This is a genomic window from Streptomyces albidus (ex Kaewkla and Franco 2022) (assembly GCF_013870515.1).
GTDB classification, from domain to species: domain Bacteria; phylum Actinomycetota; class Actinomycetes; order Streptomycetales; family Streptomycetaceae; genus Streptomyces; species Streptomyces albidus.
The window spans coordinates 17,685-33,826 of sequence record NZ_JACBXA010000015.1 but is presented as its reverse complement, the minus strand read 5'-3'; the positions used below and the strand labels follow the sequence as shown (position 1 = coordinate 33,826).

General features: G+C 69.1%; 14 protein-coding genes. 7 read left to right on the top strand and 7 right to left on the bottom strand.

The annotated features are described in order from the left end of the window. The first annotated feature begins 22 nt into the window (after nt 1–22). Nucleotides 23–646, top strand: coding sequence for a flavodoxin (locus H5J26_RS04900; protein ID WP_181764435.1), 624 nt, complete (start codon nt 23–25; stop codon nt 644–646). Nucleotides 647–659: 13 nt separating this feature from the next. Here H5J26_RS04900 and H5J26_RS04895 read toward each other — a convergent pair whose 3' ends face one another. Then, complete coding sequence (locus H5J26_RS04895) at nt 660–1,670, bottom strand: LacI family DNA-binding transcriptional regulator (RefSeq protein WP_181764434.1); 1,011 nt, start codon at nt 1,668–1,670, stop codon at nt 660–662. Between the two features lie 394 nt (nt 1,671–2,064). Between H5J26_RS04895 and H5J26_RS04890 the strand changes: the two genes are divergently transcribed. Together H5J26_RS04890 and H5J26_RS04885 are read left to right on the top strand one after the other, a co-directional pair. Then, complete coding sequence (locus H5J26_RS04890) at nt 2,065–3,354, top strand: MFS transporter (RefSeq protein ID WP_181764433.1); 1,290 nt, start codon at nt 2,065–2,067, stop codon at nt 3,352–3,354. A gap of 11 nt (nt 3,355–3,365) precedes the next feature. Then, nucleotides 3,366–6,131, top strand: a complete 2,766-nt coding sequence (locus H5J26_RS04885; protein ID WP_309237778.1) for a glycoside hydrolase family 78 protein — start codon at nt 3,366–3,368, stop codon at nt 6,129–6,131. Nucleotides 6,132–6,267: 136 nt separating this feature from the next. On the opposite strand, the gene H5J26_RS04880 is transcribed toward H5J26_RS04885, so the two are convergent. Beyond that, entirely contained in the window at nt 6,268–7,542 is a 1,275-nt protein-coding gene (locus H5J26_RS04880; RefSeq protein WP_181764431.1) for an ROK family protein, read from the bottom strand. 218 nt (nt 7,543–7,760) lie between these two features. Here H5J26_RS04880 and H5J26_RS04875 point away from each other — a divergent pair, with 218 nt between their 5' ends. Together H5J26_RS04875 and H5J26_RS04870 are read left to right on the top strand one after the other, a co-directional pair. Beyond that, nucleotides 7,761–9,008, top strand: coding sequence for a glycoside hydrolase family 1 protein (locus tag H5J26_RS04875; RefSeq protein ID WP_181764430.1), 1,248 nt, complete (start codon nt 7,761–7,763; stop codon nt 9,006–9,008). A 32-nt stretch (nt 9,009–9,040) separates the two neighbouring features. After that, complete coding sequence (locus H5J26_RS04870) at nt 9,041–10,387, top strand: MFS transporter (protein ID WP_181764429.1); 1,347 nt, start codon at nt 9,041–9,043, stop codon at nt 10,385–10,387. Between the two features lie 165 nt (nt 10,388–10,552). Here the strand turns inward: H5J26_RS04870 and H5J26_RS04865 are convergent, their stop codons facing one another. The 4 genes from H5J26_RS04865 to H5J26_RS04850 form a co-directional block, all read right to left on the bottom strand. Continuing rightward, the gene (locus H5J26_RS04865; protein ID WP_181764428.1) at nt 10,553–10,813 is read right to left on the bottom strand and encodes a hypothetical protein; all 261 of its coding nucleotides are present in this window, start codon (nt 10,811–10,813) and stop codon (nt 10,553–10,555) included. Then, nucleotides 10,795–11,304 carry a hypothetical protein gene (locus tag H5J26_RS04860; protein WP_181764427.1) on the bottom strand — a complete coding sequence of 170 codons (510 nt, stop codon included), beginning with the start codon at nt 11,302–11,304 and terminating at the stop codon, nt 10,795–10,797. The genes H5J26_RS04865 and H5J26_RS04860 overlap by 19 nt, the downstream gene beginning before the upstream one ends. A 137-nt stretch (nt 11,305–11,441) precedes the next feature. After that, nucleotides 11,442–12,257, bottom strand: a complete 816-nt coding sequence (locus H5J26_RS04855) for an ABC transporter permease (protein WP_210771013.1) — start codon at nt 12,255–12,257, stop codon at nt 11,442–11,444. Further along, nucleotides 12,250–13,242: an ATP-binding cassette domain-containing protein gene (locus tag H5J26_RS04850; RefSeq protein ID WP_181764426.1), complete on the bottom strand. Its 993-nt coding sequence runs from the start codon at nt 13,240–13,242 to the stop codon at nt 12,250–12,252. Before H5J26_RS04850 ends, H5J26_RS04855 begins: the two co-directional genes overlap by 8 nt. 98 nt (nt 13,243–13,340) lie before the next feature. Between H5J26_RS04850 and H5J26_RS04845 the strand changes: the two genes are divergently transcribed. Next, entirely contained in the window at nt 13,341–14,114 is a 774-nt protein-coding gene (locus H5J26_RS04845) for a TetR/AcrR family transcriptional regulator (RefSeq protein WP_181764425.1), read from the top strand. 125 nt (nt 14,115–14,239) lie between these two features. Further along, nucleotides 14,240–15,001, top strand: coding sequence for a dienelactone hydrolase family protein (locus tag H5J26_RS04840; protein ID WP_181764424.1), 762 nt, complete (start codon nt 14,240–14,242; stop codon nt 14,999–15,001). Nucleotides 15,002–15,102: 101 nt separating this feature from the next. Here the strand turns inward: H5J26_RS04840 and H5J26_RS04835 are convergent, their stop codons facing one another. Then, nucleotides 15,103–16,062 (bottom strand): phosphotransferase family protein, encoded by a 960-nt coding sequence (locus H5J26_RS04835; protein ID WP_181764423.1) that lies wholly within the window; start codon nt 16,060–16,062, stop codon nt 15,103–15,105. Nucleotides 16,063–16,142 lie beyond the last annotated feature (80 nt).

Below are 16,142 nucleotides of genomic sequence, written 5' to 3'. Positions count from 1 at the left end.
ACTTCTGGGAGGAGCAACCGCCATGACCGGTGCCCAGACGACCGGCTGTTCCACGCCCTCGCCCAGTGGCGGGAGCGCACCGGAATCCGCTCAGCGGCCCGGCGCGAAGGCCACGTCCAGGAAGCGTGTCCTGCTCGCCTACTTCTCCCGTCCGGGCGAGAACTACCACTACGGCGGGCGCACAGACCTGAAGACGGGCAACACCGAGGTGGTCGCCCGGATGATCGGCGAGCGCATCGAGTGCGACGTGCACAGCATCGAGGCCGCCGACCCCTATCCCGACGACTACGACACGACGGTCGCGCGCAACTCCCGCGAGCAGGACGGTGACTTGCGGCCTGCCATCGCCAAGTTGCCGTCCTCCATCGAGCGTTACGACAGGGTGCTGCTGGGCAGTCCGATCTGGAACGTCAGAGCACCCATGATCATGTCCACCTTCACCGAGGAGTTCGACTTCCGCGGGAAGAAGGTCTTTCCGTTCACGACGTATGCGATGAGCGGACTGGGCACCGTGGAGCGGGACTACGCGGCGTCCTGCCCCGGGGCGACCATCGGGGAAGGGCTCGCGGTACGCGGTGAGAAGGCCCGGGAAGCCGATGCCGACGTCGAGTCGTGGCTGCGGCGTACCGGCCTCCTTCGGGGCTGAGGGCCACCGTCCTTCATCGCTGGCCGGGCAAGGAGGAGTTGCGGACGACGAGTTCAGGCTGGAAGGCGATCCTCTGGTGGACGTGTTCCGGGTTCTCGCCGGTCTCGTGGATCAGCAGCTCGGCCGCCGTCCTGCCCATCGTCACAGCCGGCTGGCGCACCGATGTCAGCGGAACCGCGGCGGCTTCAGCGAATTCGATGTCGTCGTAGCCCACGATCGAGACCTCGTCGGGCACGCGCACGCCAGCCGCGAACAGAGTCTGCAGCACGCCCAGAGCGAGCAGATCGTTTGAGCAGAAGATCGCTGTGGGTCGTGGGTGGACGCCGAGGAAGCGGGAGCCGGCGTCGCGGCCGGATGCCACGCCGTCGGCGCTGTTCTCCAGCACGGTGAGGGAGTCCGGCTGGAGTCCGGCGTCGCTGAGGGCCTTCAGTGCGCCTGTCAGACGGTCCTGGCACTGGGCGAGGTGCGGTGGCCCGCTCACATAGGCGATGGAGGTGTGCCCGCCCTCGATCAGGTGGCGTACGGCGAGCTCGCCGCCGGCGACGTCGTCCACTGACACGGAGCACGCCTCGTGCGCGGCAACCACCCGGTCGACGAAGACGTAGGGGATGCCGTGCCGCTGGAAGGACTTCATCGTCGTACCGGTCTCGTCCGCGGGCGTGATGAGCACGCCGCGCACGCGCTGCTCGGCGAACAGGGACAGGTACAGCTCCTCGGCTGTCTTGTCCTGCTCGCTGTTGCAGAGCATGACGCCCAAGCCTTCGGCGCGAGCGGCCTGTTCCGCGCCGCGGGCGATGTCCACGAAGAACGGGTTGCCCATGTCGAGGACGAGCAGAGCCATGATGCGGCTCTGCCCGGCCCGGAGCTGGCGCGCGGATTCGCTGCGCACGTAACCGAGTTCGTCGACAGCCGATGCCACGCGGGCGCGGGTGGCCGGGGAAACGCGGTCGGGCCTGTTCAGGGCGTTGGAGACGGTGCCGATGGACACGCCCGCCCGGCGCGCCACGTCCTTGATGCTGACCATGCGGGTGTTCCCGTCTGCCCCGGCTACCACTGCCCGACTGCTCTCACACTCGCACTCTACTCCCGCGCACGTGAAAACGTTTCACGTTGTATGGAGTGGGGCTCCCAGGCCGCTGAGGCCATCGGTGCACTCCCCCACGCCCCCTTGCCGGCCGCCGCCTGAGCAGCACCCCCGGCGCGGAGTCCGTGTGATCACCGCTGCTCATCGGGTGCGTTGATGCCTCCCGCGTGCTCGCCCGGGGTCGGCCGGGCAACTGTGTACCGGTTCATGCCGAGGAGCGAAGTAAGTGATTCATGCAAGCGCGTCCAGACTGTTGTCAGCCATGTATGCGGCAACTACGGTCCCCGATTAATACGTTTCAATATGTAGTACCAGTAAGGACTAGGAGACCGGCATGGCATCCCCGGAAAGGGTCGGCGCAAGTCCGGCGGAAGACGGAACGATCAGCCGCCAGCAGTGGAAGTGGGCCATTCTCGCCGGGATGGCCTCGTACATCGACGCCGGCTCCATCGTCGCGCTCAGTGCGGGGCTGTCCCTCTTCCAATCCGAACTCGGCCTCAGCAGCGGTGCCGTCGGGGCACTCGCCGCGATCGGTCCGAACGCGCTCGGCTGCGCCCTCGGCGCCTTCATCGGCGGCCGGTTGGGCGACAAGTTGGGCCGCAAGCGGATCTACAAGTACGACCTGCTCGTGTACGCGGCGGGGGTGCTGTTGATCGCGCTGTCGTTCAACTCGCCGATGCTGTTCATCGGAACCTTCATCGTGGGCGTCGCAGTGGGCGCCGACGTACCGGCCTCGCTGGCGCTCGTGGGCGAGTTCTCGCCCGCCAAGGCACGCGGCAAGCTGCTGGGCTTCACCCACCTCGCCTGGAACGCCGGGCCGTTGGTCGTGCTGCTGCTCGCCTTCGCCCTCGCGCCGCTCGGCATGCTCGGCATCCGCATCGTCTTCCTGCACCTGGTCCTGGTCGCGCTCATCACCTGGGCCCTGCGCCAGGGATTGTCCGAATCCCCCCGGTGGGAGAAGGCCTCCGCGTCCCAGGCTCCGGTCCAGCAGAAACTCCGGAACCTGTTCAGCGGCGCGAATCTGCAGGCGCTGCTGTGGACCGTGACCATCTACGCGTTCTGGAACCTCGCCGCCGGCACCAAGGGGATCTTCAACCCGTACATCATCAAGTCGCTCGACGCCGGCAGCCAGGCAGTCAGCGTCGGACTCACCGCCCTCGGCTTCGGCCTCGGACTGGTGGCGACACTCGTGCTGTTCATGCGGCTTGCCGACCGCTCCCACGCCACCCGCAAGCGCATGTGGGGCATCGGCGCGTTGATGCAGGTCACCGCTTTCACGATCTACTTGATCTTCCCCTTCACCATTCCGGTGATCATCGGCAACATCGTGTTCTGGGCCGTGGGCGCCGCGCTTGCCGGTGAGGCGATGTACAAGGTCTTCAGCCAGGAGCTGTTCCCGACCATCCTGCGCGGCACCGCCCAGGGCCTCACCTTCGGCACCGCCCGGGTCCTTCTCGGCATCTGGAGTTTCTTCGTCCCCGCGCTCGCGAGCACCGGGATCGAGCCCGTCGCGGCGCTGCTGGTGGTGTTCCTGGTGATCAGCGGCACCGTGGGCTACTTCTTCATGCCGGACACGTCCGGCAAGTCACTGGAGCAGATCGAATCGGAGCGTGCACCGGTATGAATGCTAAGTCCGTGACCATCAGCCCCGTTCGCTTCGAGCACCTCGATTCCGCGCTCGGAATCGGCACGCCGTCGCCGCGCCTGTCCTGGCAGATCGGCACCGACGACCCGATGTGGCAGCAGACCGCGTACGAACTGGAACTGGACGGCACGACGACGGTCCGCGTCGACTCGGACGAACAGGTCCTGGTCCCCTGGCCGTTCGAGCCGCTCCCCGCTCGCACGCGGGCGTCCGTACGCGTACGTGTGGCCTCCGGCGATCAGTGGACGGACTTCAGCCCCGCATCCACCGTGGAGACGGGTCTGCTCGAACCCGGGGACTGGACCGGCCGCTTCATCAGCCCAAGGACCATCGGCGCCATCGGCGAGCGGGCCCCGATCCTCTCGCGCAGCGTGCCCCTGCGCTCCGGCATCGCGTCTGCCCGCATCTACGCCACGGCACACGGGGTCTACGCGGCGACGTTGAACGGCGGCCAGGTGGGCGAGCAGGTGCTCGCACCCGGCTGGACCAGTTACCACAACCGCCTGCGGTACCAGACCTACGACGTCACGGACCTGGTCCAGGAGGGCGAGAACACGCTGGAGGTGTTGCTGGGCAACGGCTGGTATCGCGGCCGAATCGGCCTGTCAGGTGGCCGACGAGCCAACTACGGCGACCGGTTGGCCCTGTGCGCCCAGCTCGAGGTGACCTACCTGGACGGCACGCGAGAGGTCATCGGCACCGACGAGGAGTGGACGGCACGCGAGAGCGGCATCGTCGTCAACGAGATCTACGACGGCCAGCGCACCGACCTGCGAGGAGCGGACTCCAGGAAGGACGGCGTGGAGATCGTCGAGGCAGACCTCAGCCGTCTCACAGCGCCCACCGGACCGCCGGTGGGGATCACCGAAGTGGTCGCAGCCGAGAGGGTCTTCCGGTCGCCGTCGGGGCAGACGCTGGTGGACTTCGGCCAGAACGTGGTCGGCTGGGTGCGGCTTCGCGTGCGGAACACGAAGTCGGGTGACGAGGTCCTCGTCCACCACGCGGAGGTCCTGGAGAACGGTGAACTCGGCGTGCGTCCGCTTCGTACAGCCGAGGCCACCGCCGGCTACGTCCTCGCGGACGCCGACGAAGCGGTGCTCGAGCCGAGCCTGACCTACCACGGCTTCCGGTACGCCCAGGTCACCGGCGTCGCCGACCTCCAGGCAGCCGACGTGGAAGCAGTCGTGGTGGGCACGCAGCTGCGGCGGACCGGATGGTTCTCCTGCTCCGAGCCGGACTTGGAGCGGTTCCACGAGAACGTCGTGTGGAGCACCCGCGGCAACTTCCTCGACATCCCGACGGATTGCCCGCAGCGGGACGAGCGGCTCGGCTGGACCGGCGACATCCAGGTCTTCGCGCCCACCGCGAGCTTCCTCTTCGACACGGCGGGATTCCTGGACTCCTGGCTCGCGGACGTCGCCGCCGACCAGCACGCGGACGGATCGGTGCCGTGGGTGATCCCGGAGATCCCTCATCCACAGGAGCTCGTGAACAAGGAGAGCCCCACAGCCGCCGCTTGGGGCGACGCGGCCGCGATCGTGCCGTGGGTGCTGTATCAGCGCTATCACGACGTCGGCATCCTCGAGCGGCAACTCCCCAGCATGCGCGGCTGGGTGGACAAGGTCGCGTCGCTGACCACGGACGGCGTCCGGGCCGGAGGATGGCAGTTCGGCGACTGGCTGGACCCCACCGCACCGCCCGACAATCCGTTCGCCGCGCAGACGGACCCCGATCTCGTCGCCACGGCGCACCTCGCCCGGTCTGCGGAGATCGTCGCTGAGACCGCGCAGTTGCTGGGACGTGAGGAGGAGGCCGAGCGATACGCGTCGCTGGCCGCCCGCACCCGGGAGGCGTTCGCCCGCGAGTACGTGACCGGCTCGGGCCGCATGCTCAGCGACGCGCCGACGGCATACGCGCTGGCCCTGGAATGGGCACTGCTGCCCGAGGCCTCCCAACGGGAGTGCGCCGCGCGCAGGCTCGCGGATCTCTTGCGCATGAACGGGTTCCGCATCAGCACCGGCTTCGTGGGCACGCCCATGATCACGGACGCGCTCACGTCGTCCGGACGGACCGATCTGGCATACAAGTTGCTGCTGGAGCGGGGCTGCCCGTCGTGGCTGTACCCGGTCGGCATGGGTGCCACGACGATCTGGGAGCGCTGGGACAGCATGCTGCCGGACGGCTCGATCAACCCCGGCCAGATGACGTCGTTCAACCACTACGCGCTCGGAGCGGTGGCGGACTGGATGCATCGCGTGGTCGCCGGACTCGCGCCGGCCGCACCCGGCTATCGGGAGATCACCGTGAGGCCACGACCGCGCCTTCCCCTGACGCACGCCTCGGCGCGGCATCTGACGCCCTACGGCGAGGCCTCGGTCGCGTGGCAGCGCGCGGACGGTCAGTTCTCTCTCGACGTCGTGGTGCCCGTCGGCACACGCGCCACGGTGCATCCGCCGGGACAGGAGCCCGTCACCGTGCGCCATGGGCGGCACTCGTGGACCGTGCCGGACCCGTGCTCGGGATCAGAGCCCACCCCGAGGACGGTGCGCGAACTCATGGACACCGTGGAGCTGTGGCCGAAGGCGGTCTCGATGCTGGTCGGGCACGGACTCGTCGAGGACGCCGCCCAGGTGGCCGACCGAGCCGCCCGGTACCTGGACCACCCGGTTCAGAGCCTTCCTCGCCTCGTCGCGCACAGGGGGACGGGCGAGCGGGCTGAGCGAGCCTGTCAGGAACTGCAGCAACTCCTCGCATAGCGCCGGCTGCGCGTACGGACGACCGGCCGCCGGCTCTCCCGCCTTGAGTGAGTGAGGTCGGTGATCCGCCTGCGGCGGGCACGAGCCGGGCCGGCAGGTCCCGGAGAGATGAGTGCCGTTGACGATGTCGGCCGGTTCACGGCCTGGGAAGGTCGTGAACCGTCTTCGCGAGACCGGCCGGAGACCCGTGGGCGCTCCACACATCCAGGAGCCGGGGAGAGAGCAGGTCGTCGACGACCATGTAGGCGGCGCCGATCAGTCCCGCGGCATTCCCCAGGGGCGATACGGCGAACTGCAGGTCATGGACCGCATCGGGTAGCGACAGGTCGTCGACGGTTCGTCGGAGTGCTGTCATCAGAGGGTCGTCCATACGCACCAGTCCTCCGCCGACCAGGAACAGCGAAGGGTTGAGCATGTTGACGACGACCGAGACGGCCCTGCCGATCAACTCGCCCACGGTGCTGAGAAGTTCATGGCTCGTCTTGTCGCCGGCGAGGGCCGCGGTGAACACCTCTTGGGGGCCGATCCGGCGTCCCTGCGCCCTGATGGCCGCCAGGACGGGGCTGCGGCCCTCGACCGCTGCCTCTTCGCCCTGGATGCCGAGCGCCCGGGCTCCGGCGACCTGCGTGAGGCAACCGGTTCTGCCGCACCAGCACGGCTCGGTGACATCGGACGAGACAACCGCGTGCCCGATCTCCCCGGCGAAGCCCCCGGAGCCCCGGGCGAGGGCGCCGTTCGCGACGACGGCTCCGCCGATTCCGCTGCCGATCTTGAGGAAGAGCATGTCGGAGTGGTCGCGGGCGACACCGGCGCGGGTCTCGCCGAGAGCCATCAGATTGACCTCGTTGTCGACCCAGACCGGGACGTCGTAGCGGGCGGCCAAGCGGTCGCGCACGGGGTAGTCGACCCAACTGGTGGTTGAGACCGCCCCGATGGGCCGCCCGGTCGCGATGGCCACAGGGCCGGGTACACCGATGCCGATGCCCCAGATCGGTGGCGCGCCGGCGGGCCGTTTCGTCAGGAGCTCGTCGAAGAGCCCCTCGACACGCGTGAGGGCGGCCTCCGGACCTGCCGCAGGATCGAGCTCCTGGTCGGTCTGGCTCAGAACCGCGCCCCGGAGATCGGCCACACCCACGGTGACGCTGGTGGCCGTGAGCTCCGCGACGAGCAGGTGCCCGCCGCCCGCACGGAACCTGACCTCACGGGGCGCGCGTCCGCCGGTGGACCTGGCCATCGCTCCGTCCTCGGCGAGGCCGCAGACGATCAGGTCCTCGACGCGCTGGACGACGACCTTCCGCGTGAGTCCCGTTTGCCGGGCGAGCTCCGGGCGCGTGATCCCGTCCGTCGACCGCAGCAGGCTGAGCACCCAGAACAGGCTGTCGGTGAGAGGCGTCGGCCGCGAACGCTCCAAGTCGTTTCCCTCTTCTCATCGATCCCTGTCGGCATCCACCGGTTGGTTCGTGGCCAGAGCCTCTTGGGCCACGACCCCTTCCAACTCTATGCCGCCGGGACGATTCCCTGCCCGCGGGGAACTCTTTTGCACCACAGGGTGGACTTAAGTCCCTCAGGGTCATATGTTCGCCCGCAACCCTTCGCCGCCCGTGCCGTCCGCAGAACCGAGGAGAGAGTGTGACGACTCCCCAGGCCAGTGCTCCGGAGCCCGGAGCCGAGTTCCCCACCGACTTCCTGTGGGGAAGCGCCACAGCCGCCCATCAGGTCGAAGGCGGCAACGTCAACAACGACTGGTGGGACTTCGAACACGACCCCTCCACGGCGGCCCTCGAGTCGTCCGGCGACGGCATCGACCACTACCACCGCTACGCCGACGACTTCGCACTGCTGAAGTCCCTGGGGCACAACGCTCACCGGCTGTCGCTGGAGTGGTCCCGGATCGAACCGGCCCCCGGAGAGTTCAGCGCCGCGGCCCTGGCGCACTACAGGCGCGTGCTGACCGCACTCGCGGAGACCGGACTGACCGGCTTCGTCACGCTCCATCACTTCACCGTCCCCCGGTGGTTCGCGGACCGGGGCGGCTGGCTCGCTCCCGATGCGGTCGAGGTGTTCGAGCGGTACTGCACTCGCGTCGCCGCCGAGTTGGGCGACCTCATGCCGTTCGTCTGCACCGTGAACGAGCCGCAGATGGTGGCCCTGCACGGATATCTAGAAGGCCGGTATCCGCCCGGCGTCACCAACGCCGCGCTCTGGCAGCGCGTCGGGCTTGTGCTGCTTGCGGCGCACCGGGCAGCGGTGCGGGCGATGCGAACCGGCGCGGGTGAGTCCCGGACGGGTCTCGTCGTGCAACTGCCGCTGCTCGCACCCGCCCGTGAGGACGACGAGAGCTGCCAGGCGTTCCACCGCGCCATGCGGGAGGAGATCGTCGACGTGTACCTCGACGGGCTCGTCGGTCCCGACCGGGGTGACTGGCTGGGGGTTCAGTACTACCGCAAGCAATGGGTCGACCCGGCCTGCCCGACGTTCTTCTCCGAACCCCCCGCCGGGACGCGAACGACGCAGATGGGCTGGGCGGTGCACCCCGACGGATTCCGGCAGATGCTCCATCGGGCCGCCGAGACCGGCCTGCCCCTCTACGTCACCGAGAACGGCATGGCCACCGAGGACGACGCGGAGCGCGTCGACTACCTCACCTCCCACCTCGCCGCCCTCGCCCAGGCGCGCGCCGAAGGTGTCGACGTCCGCGGCTATCTCCACTGGTCGGCGTTCGACAACTTCGAGTGGTCCGCGGGGTACGGACCGAAGTTCGGCCTCATCGCAGTCGACCGGGACAAGGACTTCGCCCGCGTGCCCAAACGCAGTGCGTACGTCTTCGAGCGCATCGCCAGAACCGGGCGTCTCGATTCCGCCGACGACATCGGGTGACACGGGCGCGTCGCACAGGACAAGGAGCAACCATGGCGCACGAACCAACCATCAGTGACAGTGACTTCGCCGAAGCGCCCGCCGTGCGGCGGCCCGAGAAGGCCGTTTCCCGCAGGGCCGTCGTTGCCGGCGCCATCGGCAACTTCGTGGAGTGGTACGACTTCGTCCTGTACGGAGCTTCGGCGACCATTCTGGCCCGCGTCTTCTTCCCCTCCGCCGACCCTCAGGCGGCGCTGATCGCCACCTTCGCCACCTTCGGCGTCGCGTTCGTCGCCCGTCCGTTCGGCGCCGTGGTCCTGGGCAATCTCGGCGACCGCGCCGGACGCCGCAACGTCCTTGCCGCGGTGGTTCTCGCCATGTCGGTCGGCACGGCCGCCATCGCACTGCTGCCCAGCTACGCACAGATCGGCATGGGAGCTCCGCTGCTCCTTCTGGTCATCAGGGCTCTCCAAGGCTTCACGGCCGGCGGCGAGTTCGGCGGCTCGGCCACCTTCATCGTGGAGTACGCGCCACCAGGCCGGCGCGGCCGGTACGGATCGTGGCAGATGGCCACCGTCGGCCTCGGCTCGGCGGCCGCCACCGCGACCGTCCTCCTCTTCAGCTCCGTGCTCGACGACGCCCAGCTCCACTCATGGGGCTGGCGCATCCCGTTCGCCCTCGCGCTGCCCCTCGGCGCCATCGGCCTCTACCTCAGGATGAAGCTGGAAGAGACACCCGAGTACCAGCACGTCTCCGACCTCCGCCACGCGATGGACAGCAAGCCGTCGATGCCCGTCGCCGAGGCCATGCGCCGTCACGGGAAGCAGATCCTGCTGGGTGCCGCGATCGTCACCGGCGGCACGGTCACCACGTACGTCTTCCACAACTACATACCGGCCTACCTCAACTCCGAGCGCGGAGTGCCGCTTCCGGTCGCACTGGGCGGAACCCTCATCGGCTTGCTCGTCTACTCCGCGGCGAACCTGCTGTGGGGCCGGCTGTCCGACCGGTTCGGACGCAAGCCGTTCATCATCGGCGGGGCACTGTGCCTGCTGATCCTCACCTATCCGATCTTCAAGATCGCCCAGAGTGGAACCCTGGCGGCTGTCGCTCTCTCCCAGGCACTCTTCGGGATTTTCGCCGCAGGAGTCATGGGCATGGTGCCGACGCTGCTGTCCGAGCTCTTCCCCACGACGGTGCGCATGAGTGCGCTGTCGGTGGCCTACACCCTGGCGAACGCCCTGTTCGGCGGGACCGCTCCGCTGGTGGTGGCCTGGCTCGTCAGCACCACCGGCACCGAGAACATCGTCGTCGTGTACTGCGCGGCCGCCATGCTGTTCACCCTGATCGGCGCATGTGTCGTCCGGGAGACGGCACGCGAGCCGATGGCCGACACCTGAGGCACCCGCCTGACGATCAAGCACTCACTCTGCCGTCGACGCCGGGCTCGGCCGACGCCTTCCCGACATCGGTGAATCGGCGAAGACGCCGTGGTTCGCGACCAGGGACGGGTACGGGCACGACGCCGGTGCCCTCCCATCCGTACGGCCGGGCCCAGGACAGCGTCAGTTCTGTGGGACTCCTGCCTTCATCCCGATCAGCTCGGCGTGGTCACGGGCCTGGGCACCTTCGCGGCGGTGCTGTTCGGCTGCGTCCCTGTGCTCCTCGACGAGTGCGGGCTCCAGCGGGACGAGTTGATCGTAGAGTTCGGCCAACTCCTCGTAGGTCGCCGCAGTCGCGTGCAGGTTCTCCACCCGGGCGCGCGGGGCGCCACCGCGCAGGCGGTCGTACTCCGCGCGCAGGGCCTTCAGTTCTCCGAACAGCACGGCTCGCTGCTCGTGGAGGACGGTGGCCCGCTCACGGCGCATCTGGTCCTCGCCCGTGGAGCCGGGCAGCCGCACGGCGTCCAGGCCGGAACTGACGGTTCGTAGATGACGGCCACCTGGAGCGGAGTGCGGTTCTCAGGGGGCTTGCGGGTGCGGCCGGTCCTGGCCCAGGCGTCCAGTTCCTTGGCCCACTTGGTGTGGGCGCTCTGCCGGGACATTCCGGCGACGTGACCGAGCACGGCGTAGGAGGTGCCGCGTTCCCGCTCCGCCACGACCGCCGTACTGACCAGCTGGGCGGCGCGCTTCTTGATCTGCAAGGCGGCGGACAGCAGCGCACCCGGCTCGGTGTCGGGATCGGGAGTGACCGGCACCTGTTTCAGGGCTGCTTCGACGAGGCCGAGGAGGGTGCCGACGTGCGCGAGGCGGGCTTCGTCGCGAGGCGAGAGGGGCCCGGGGTCGGTGAGAAGTGAGGGGTCCACCGTGTCCGTCATGCCGTCAGGCTACGGCTGACGGCATGGGACTTGTCATGCAGAACCTGGCAACCTGCTTTTGTCAGGCGTGAGTTGACGCGAAACAGTCGTCAGGCTGGAGCTGACGACTGCTCACCCGCCCGTTCAGGGAGCCAGCCTCACGCGGTACGGCGACGGAAGAGCCACGCCGTGAGGACGAGCGACACCGCGGTGATGCCCGCGCACCAGGCAGCAGCCGTCCAGGCGCTCGACCCGACGGGGGTGCCGTGGAGCAGGCCCCGCAGCGTGTCGATGACTGGCGTCACCGGTTGGTTCGCGGCGAAGCCCTGAATCCATCCCGGCATCGATTCGATCGGCACGAATCCGTTGCTGGCGTAGGGCAGGAACATGATGGCGAAACTGAACCCGCTCGCGCCCTCGGGGGTCCTGGCCAGCAGCCCGAACACCGCCGCCAGCCACGAGATGCCGAACACGAACATCGCCAGCGTGCCCGCCACGCCGAGCCACTTCAGCGCACCCACGTCCGAGCGGAAGCCGATCAGGAGCGCCGTGATCACGATCAGGACGGACGCAAAGCAGCTGCGCACCAGGCTCGATGCGACGTGGCCCGTCAGCACGGAGCCGCCCGCGACCCCCATCGACCGGAAGCGGTCGATGATGCCTTCCTTCATGTCCCGCGTGACGCTCGTGGCCGTCAACGCGGCGACGTACCCCGTGCACATCAACAGCACGCCGGGGAGCACGAAGTCGACGTACTGGGCTGTCGGCGTCTCGATGGCGCCACCGAAGAGGTAGACGAACAGCAGCATGATCATGACGGGCAGGAAGAGCGAGGTGAGCAGCCCGTCGACCTCTCGCATGGTCAGCCGTACGCTGCGCCGCGACATGATCAACGTCTGCTGGAGCGGCGCGAAGTGCCGGACGGCGTCGTCCACCGCGTGACCGGCCTCCCTCGTGCTGGTCGCGTCAGACATGAGCGGCCTCTCTTTCGGAGCCTCCGGGACTTGCGGGTCCGCCGCCGTCGCCGGCGACCGCGGCGCGTCCGGTCAGCGCGATGAACACATCGTCCAGGGAGGTTCCGTGGGTGCTGAACCGGTCGATCGCATCATGAGCGGGGTCCAACTCGTCGAGCAGGCTCCGCACTTCGGCCGCTGTGCCGTCGGTCGCGACGCTCAGCGTCAGCTCCCGCGCGTCAGCCGCCATCGCCCTCGCGCCCAACTCGGCGCGCAAGCGGCTGAAGGCGGCGTGGTCGGTCGTCGTCAGGTCCAGCCTGTGCCCGCCGACCCGCTGCTTGAGCTGAGCCGGGGTGCCTTCGGCCACGATCCTGCCCTGATCGAGCACCGCGACCCGGTCCGCGAGGTGATCGGCCTCTTCGAGGTACTGCGTGGTCAGCAGCACCGTCACACCTGAGCGGGCCAGTTGTGAGACCACGGACCACATCGTGTGCCTGCTGCGCACGTCGAGCCCGGTGGTCGGCTCGTCCAGGAAGATCACCGAAGGGCTGCCGACAAGGCCGGCGGCGATGTCCAGTCTGCGGCGCATGCCGCCCGAGTAGGTCTTCACCCGCCGGTCCGCGGCATGTTCGAGGTCGAACTGCCCGAGCAGTTCGGCGCTGCGAGCCTTGGCCTTCCGTCCGTTCATGCCGGTCAGCCCGGCCATCATGCGCAGGTTCTCCATGCCGGTCTGCAGCTCGTCGAGTGCCGCGTACTGCCCGGTCAGGCTGATCCTGCGGCGCACCTCGCTGCGCTCTCGCCGGACGTCGCAGCCCGCCACGGCCGCCTCCCCGGCGTCCGCCGTGGTGAGTGTGGCCAGGATCCGCACCATGGTCGTCTTGCCCGCGCCGTTCGGACCGAGAAGTGCGGCCACGCTGCCGCTTCGTACCGAGAGATCCACACCTTTGAGAACCTGCACCGCGCCATAGGACTTCACCACCCCCACTGCTTCGATCGCTTCGTCCATGCCCCGCCCCTCATCTCTGCGTATGTCATACGCATTAGCTACTGTGTATGTTGTACGCAGAGAATCGGCGGCTGTCAACGTCTGCATGAAGCGAGGCCATGAGCGAGAACACCGCGACCGGGCTGCCCGCCAGCATCGAACTGGCCTGGGGTTTCCGGGAGCAGCCGAAGAAGGGGCCGAAGCGCGCGCTGAGCCTCACGGAGATCGTGGAAGCGGGCGTCACCGTCGCGGACGCCGACGGGCTCGGGTCCGTGTCGATGAGCAGGGTCGCCCAGGAGCTCGGCGTCGCGACCATGTCGCTCTATCGCTATGTGTCGGCCAAGGAAGAGCTGGTGACGCTGATGGGGGACGCCGTCATCGGCCCCGCGCCCGCGATTGCGGACGACGAGAACTGGCGGTCGGGGCTTGTCCGTTGGGCCGAGGAGCAGATGGCGGTCGCGCGCCGCCACCCGTGGTCCGCTGAGATCGCGATCAGTGGGCCGCCCGTGACGCCGAACTCGGTGCGCTGGATGGAGGCCGCTCTGCGCTGCCTGCGCGCCGCGGGCCTCGCCCCTGGTCAACAGCTGGGTTCACTGCTGCTGGTCACTCAGTTCGTGCGCAGTCAGGCGCTCCTGGAGAGCCAGCTGGCGGCGGCCATGCGCGCGTCCGGAGACACCGAGGAGACCGTCCTGTCCGCCTACACCCGACAGCTCTCGATGCTCACCGGCCCGGAGGAGTTCCCGGCGCTGCACGGGGTCCTCGACGCGGGGGTGTTCGAAATGAGTGCCGAAGGGCAGGAGCCCGACGAGGACTTCCGCTTCGGGCTCGACAGGATCCTGGACGGCATCGAGGTGATCGTCGCGCGTACGACGGCGGCCGGCACCGGCACGTGAGACGGGGCACGGCCCGGGGCCGTCGCCGGTCGAGCCGCGCTCCGGGGGCCGCCCGCACCGCGTGCCGAGCGGCAGTGATAGTACGGACTGCGGCTCAGCTGCCGCAGCGGAAGGATCTCAGAACGATGGAAACCACGTCCCTCGGCATCGACATCCCTGCTCCGGACGGCACGGCGGACGCCTTCGCGGCGTACCCGGCCGGAGGCGGGCAGTACCCGGCCGTACTGATGTACATGGACGTGATCGGACTGCGGCCCGTCATCCGGGAGTTGGCGGAACAACTCGCCTCTCACGGCTACTACGTCCTCGCACCGAACGTCTTCTACCGTCAGGGCCGGGCGCCCCTCTTCCCGCTGCCCGACATGCGCGAGCAGGAGGGGCGTGAGGCGTTCATCGCCAAGGTCATGCCCGTCATGGCGGCGCACACCCCGGACGACGCGATCCGCGATTCGCGCGCCTATCTCGACTTCTTGGCGGACCAGGAGCAGGTCAGCGCCGGCAAGGTGGGCGTGACCGGCTACTGCATGGGCGCGGCCCTGGCCCTTCGCACCGCTTCCGCCAACCCCGAGCGGGTCGCCGCGGCAGCCGGCTTCCACGGTGCCCGCCTCGCCAACGACACGCCGGAGAGCCCGCACCTGGACGTCGGCGGCATCACCGCCGAACTCCACTTCGGCCACGCCGAGAACGACACGTCCATGCCTCCGGAGGACATCGTCCGGCTGGACCAGGCCCTGGACGAGGCGGGCGTCACCTACACGACCGAGGTGTATCCGGGCCCGCACGGCTTCACCATGTCCGACACCGCCTCGTACAGCCCGCCCGCGCTGGAGCGCCACTGGGAACGTCTGCTCCCGCTTCTGCGCCGCAACCTCCACGACGGTCGCTGAGCGGCCGCGCCGGGCTCAACGGCCCGGCGGCAGCGAATCGTACGGCCCGGGGCCGCGCCTAAGGACGGATGCGCCGGCGATGACCGGCTCTGAAGGACTGATCAACTCCGTCGGCTCCCCCGGTGGTCCGACGCCTCGACGTCGACAGCGCCCAGACACCGGGCCGTCCACCCGGTGTGGCGACGGCGGAGCTCCCGGGCGGTGAGGTCGGCGCGGCCGAGGCCGGCGTAGTTGGGGACCCATGTCTCGACGGTGCGGTGGGAGCGGGCGAGGGTGTGGAGGTCCCACAGCGCCGGGTCGAGCAGCGGGGTGCCGGACGCCTCCCGATAGGCGGCCGAGAAGGTGTCGGCGGTGGTGGTGTCGGGGCCGTACAGCAGGGCGAGGTCGAGCCGGCACCAGCCGACATCGAACCCGCGCGGCGCCAGGCCCGCCCCGTCCCAGTCGATCACTCCCGTGAGTTCGCCGCCCTTCCACAGCACGTTCCCCGACCAGTAGTCGAAGTGGGTCAGCACTCGCGGCTGGGCGGCGAGCCGGTCGGCGTGCCCGTCCAGCACCTCCGCCGCCGGGCCCGAGCTGCTGCGAATGGCGGTGACGCCGTCACGGAACTCGGTGAGCCGGGTGGTGGGGACGGCGTGCAGGCGGGCGAGAGCGCGCCCTAGTTCAGCAGCGGCGGCGTCCGGATCGGCGGGGGTGATGTCTGCCCGCCCTGGGAGGCGGGTGATCAGGACGGCGGGTAGACCGCAGTGTTCACCGTGCGGGTCGACGCCGAGCAGACGCGGGGCAAAACCGCCCATGCCGTCGAGTGCGGTCAAGACCTTCTCCTCGCGGGCCGCGGAGTCGTCGCCGCGCGGGAAACGCCGCAGCACGGCCTGCTGTTCCGGGTCGGCGGCCTGCAGCAGGTGTGTGGAGGCGTGACTCCCGCCGCTCAGGGGACGAATGGCGCGCACGGCGGAACCGGTGCCCGAGCCGAGGAGTCCGGCGGCCCAAACGAGCGCTCCGGGCGACGGATCGCCGCCGGGCTGCGATCCGTCGTACGGCGAGGGCGGCGGAGAAGTGGTCACGGAGCCACCTCAGCACGCCTCAACGGGCCGCGGCGAACGATTTCTCGGACCGCTGGACGAGCAAGTCCCCAGCCGTTCAG

Coding starts and splice junctions, on each gene's coding strand:
- H5J26_RS04900 (WP_181764435.1), top strand. CDS start 23: ATGACCGGTGCCCAGACGACCGGCTGTTCCACGCCCTCGCCCAGTGGC.
- H5J26_RS04895 (WP_181764434.1), bottom strand. CDS start 1,670: ATGGTCAGCATCAAGGACGTGGCGCGCCGGGCGGGCGTGTCCATCGGC.
- H5J26_RS04890 (WP_181764433.1), top strand. CDS start 2,065: ATGGCATCCCCGGAAAGGGTCGGCGCAAGTCCGGCGGAAGACGGAACG.
- H5J26_RS04870 (WP_181764429.1), top strand. CDS start 9,041: ATGGCGCACGAACCAACCATCAGTGACAGTGACTTCGCCGAAGCGCCC.
- H5J26_RS04860 (WP_181764427.1), bottom strand. CDS start 11,304: ATGACGGACACGGTGGACCCCTCACTTCTCACCGACCCCGGGCCCCTC.
- H5J26_RS04855 (WP_210771013.1), bottom strand. CDS start 12,257: ATGTCTGACGCGACCAGCACGAGGGAGGCCGGTCACGCGGTGGACGAC.
- H5J26_RS04850 (WP_181764426.1), bottom strand. CDS start 13,242: ATGGACGAAGCGATCGAAGCAGTGGGGGTGGTGAAGTCCTATGGCGCG.
- H5J26_RS04845 (WP_181764425.1), top strand. CDS start 13,341: ATGAGCGAGAACACCGCGACCGGGCTGCCCGCCAGCATCGAACTGGCC.
- H5J26_RS04840 (WP_181764424.1), top strand. CDS start 14,240: ATGGAAACCACGTCCCTCGGCATCGACATCCCTGCTCCGGACGGCACG.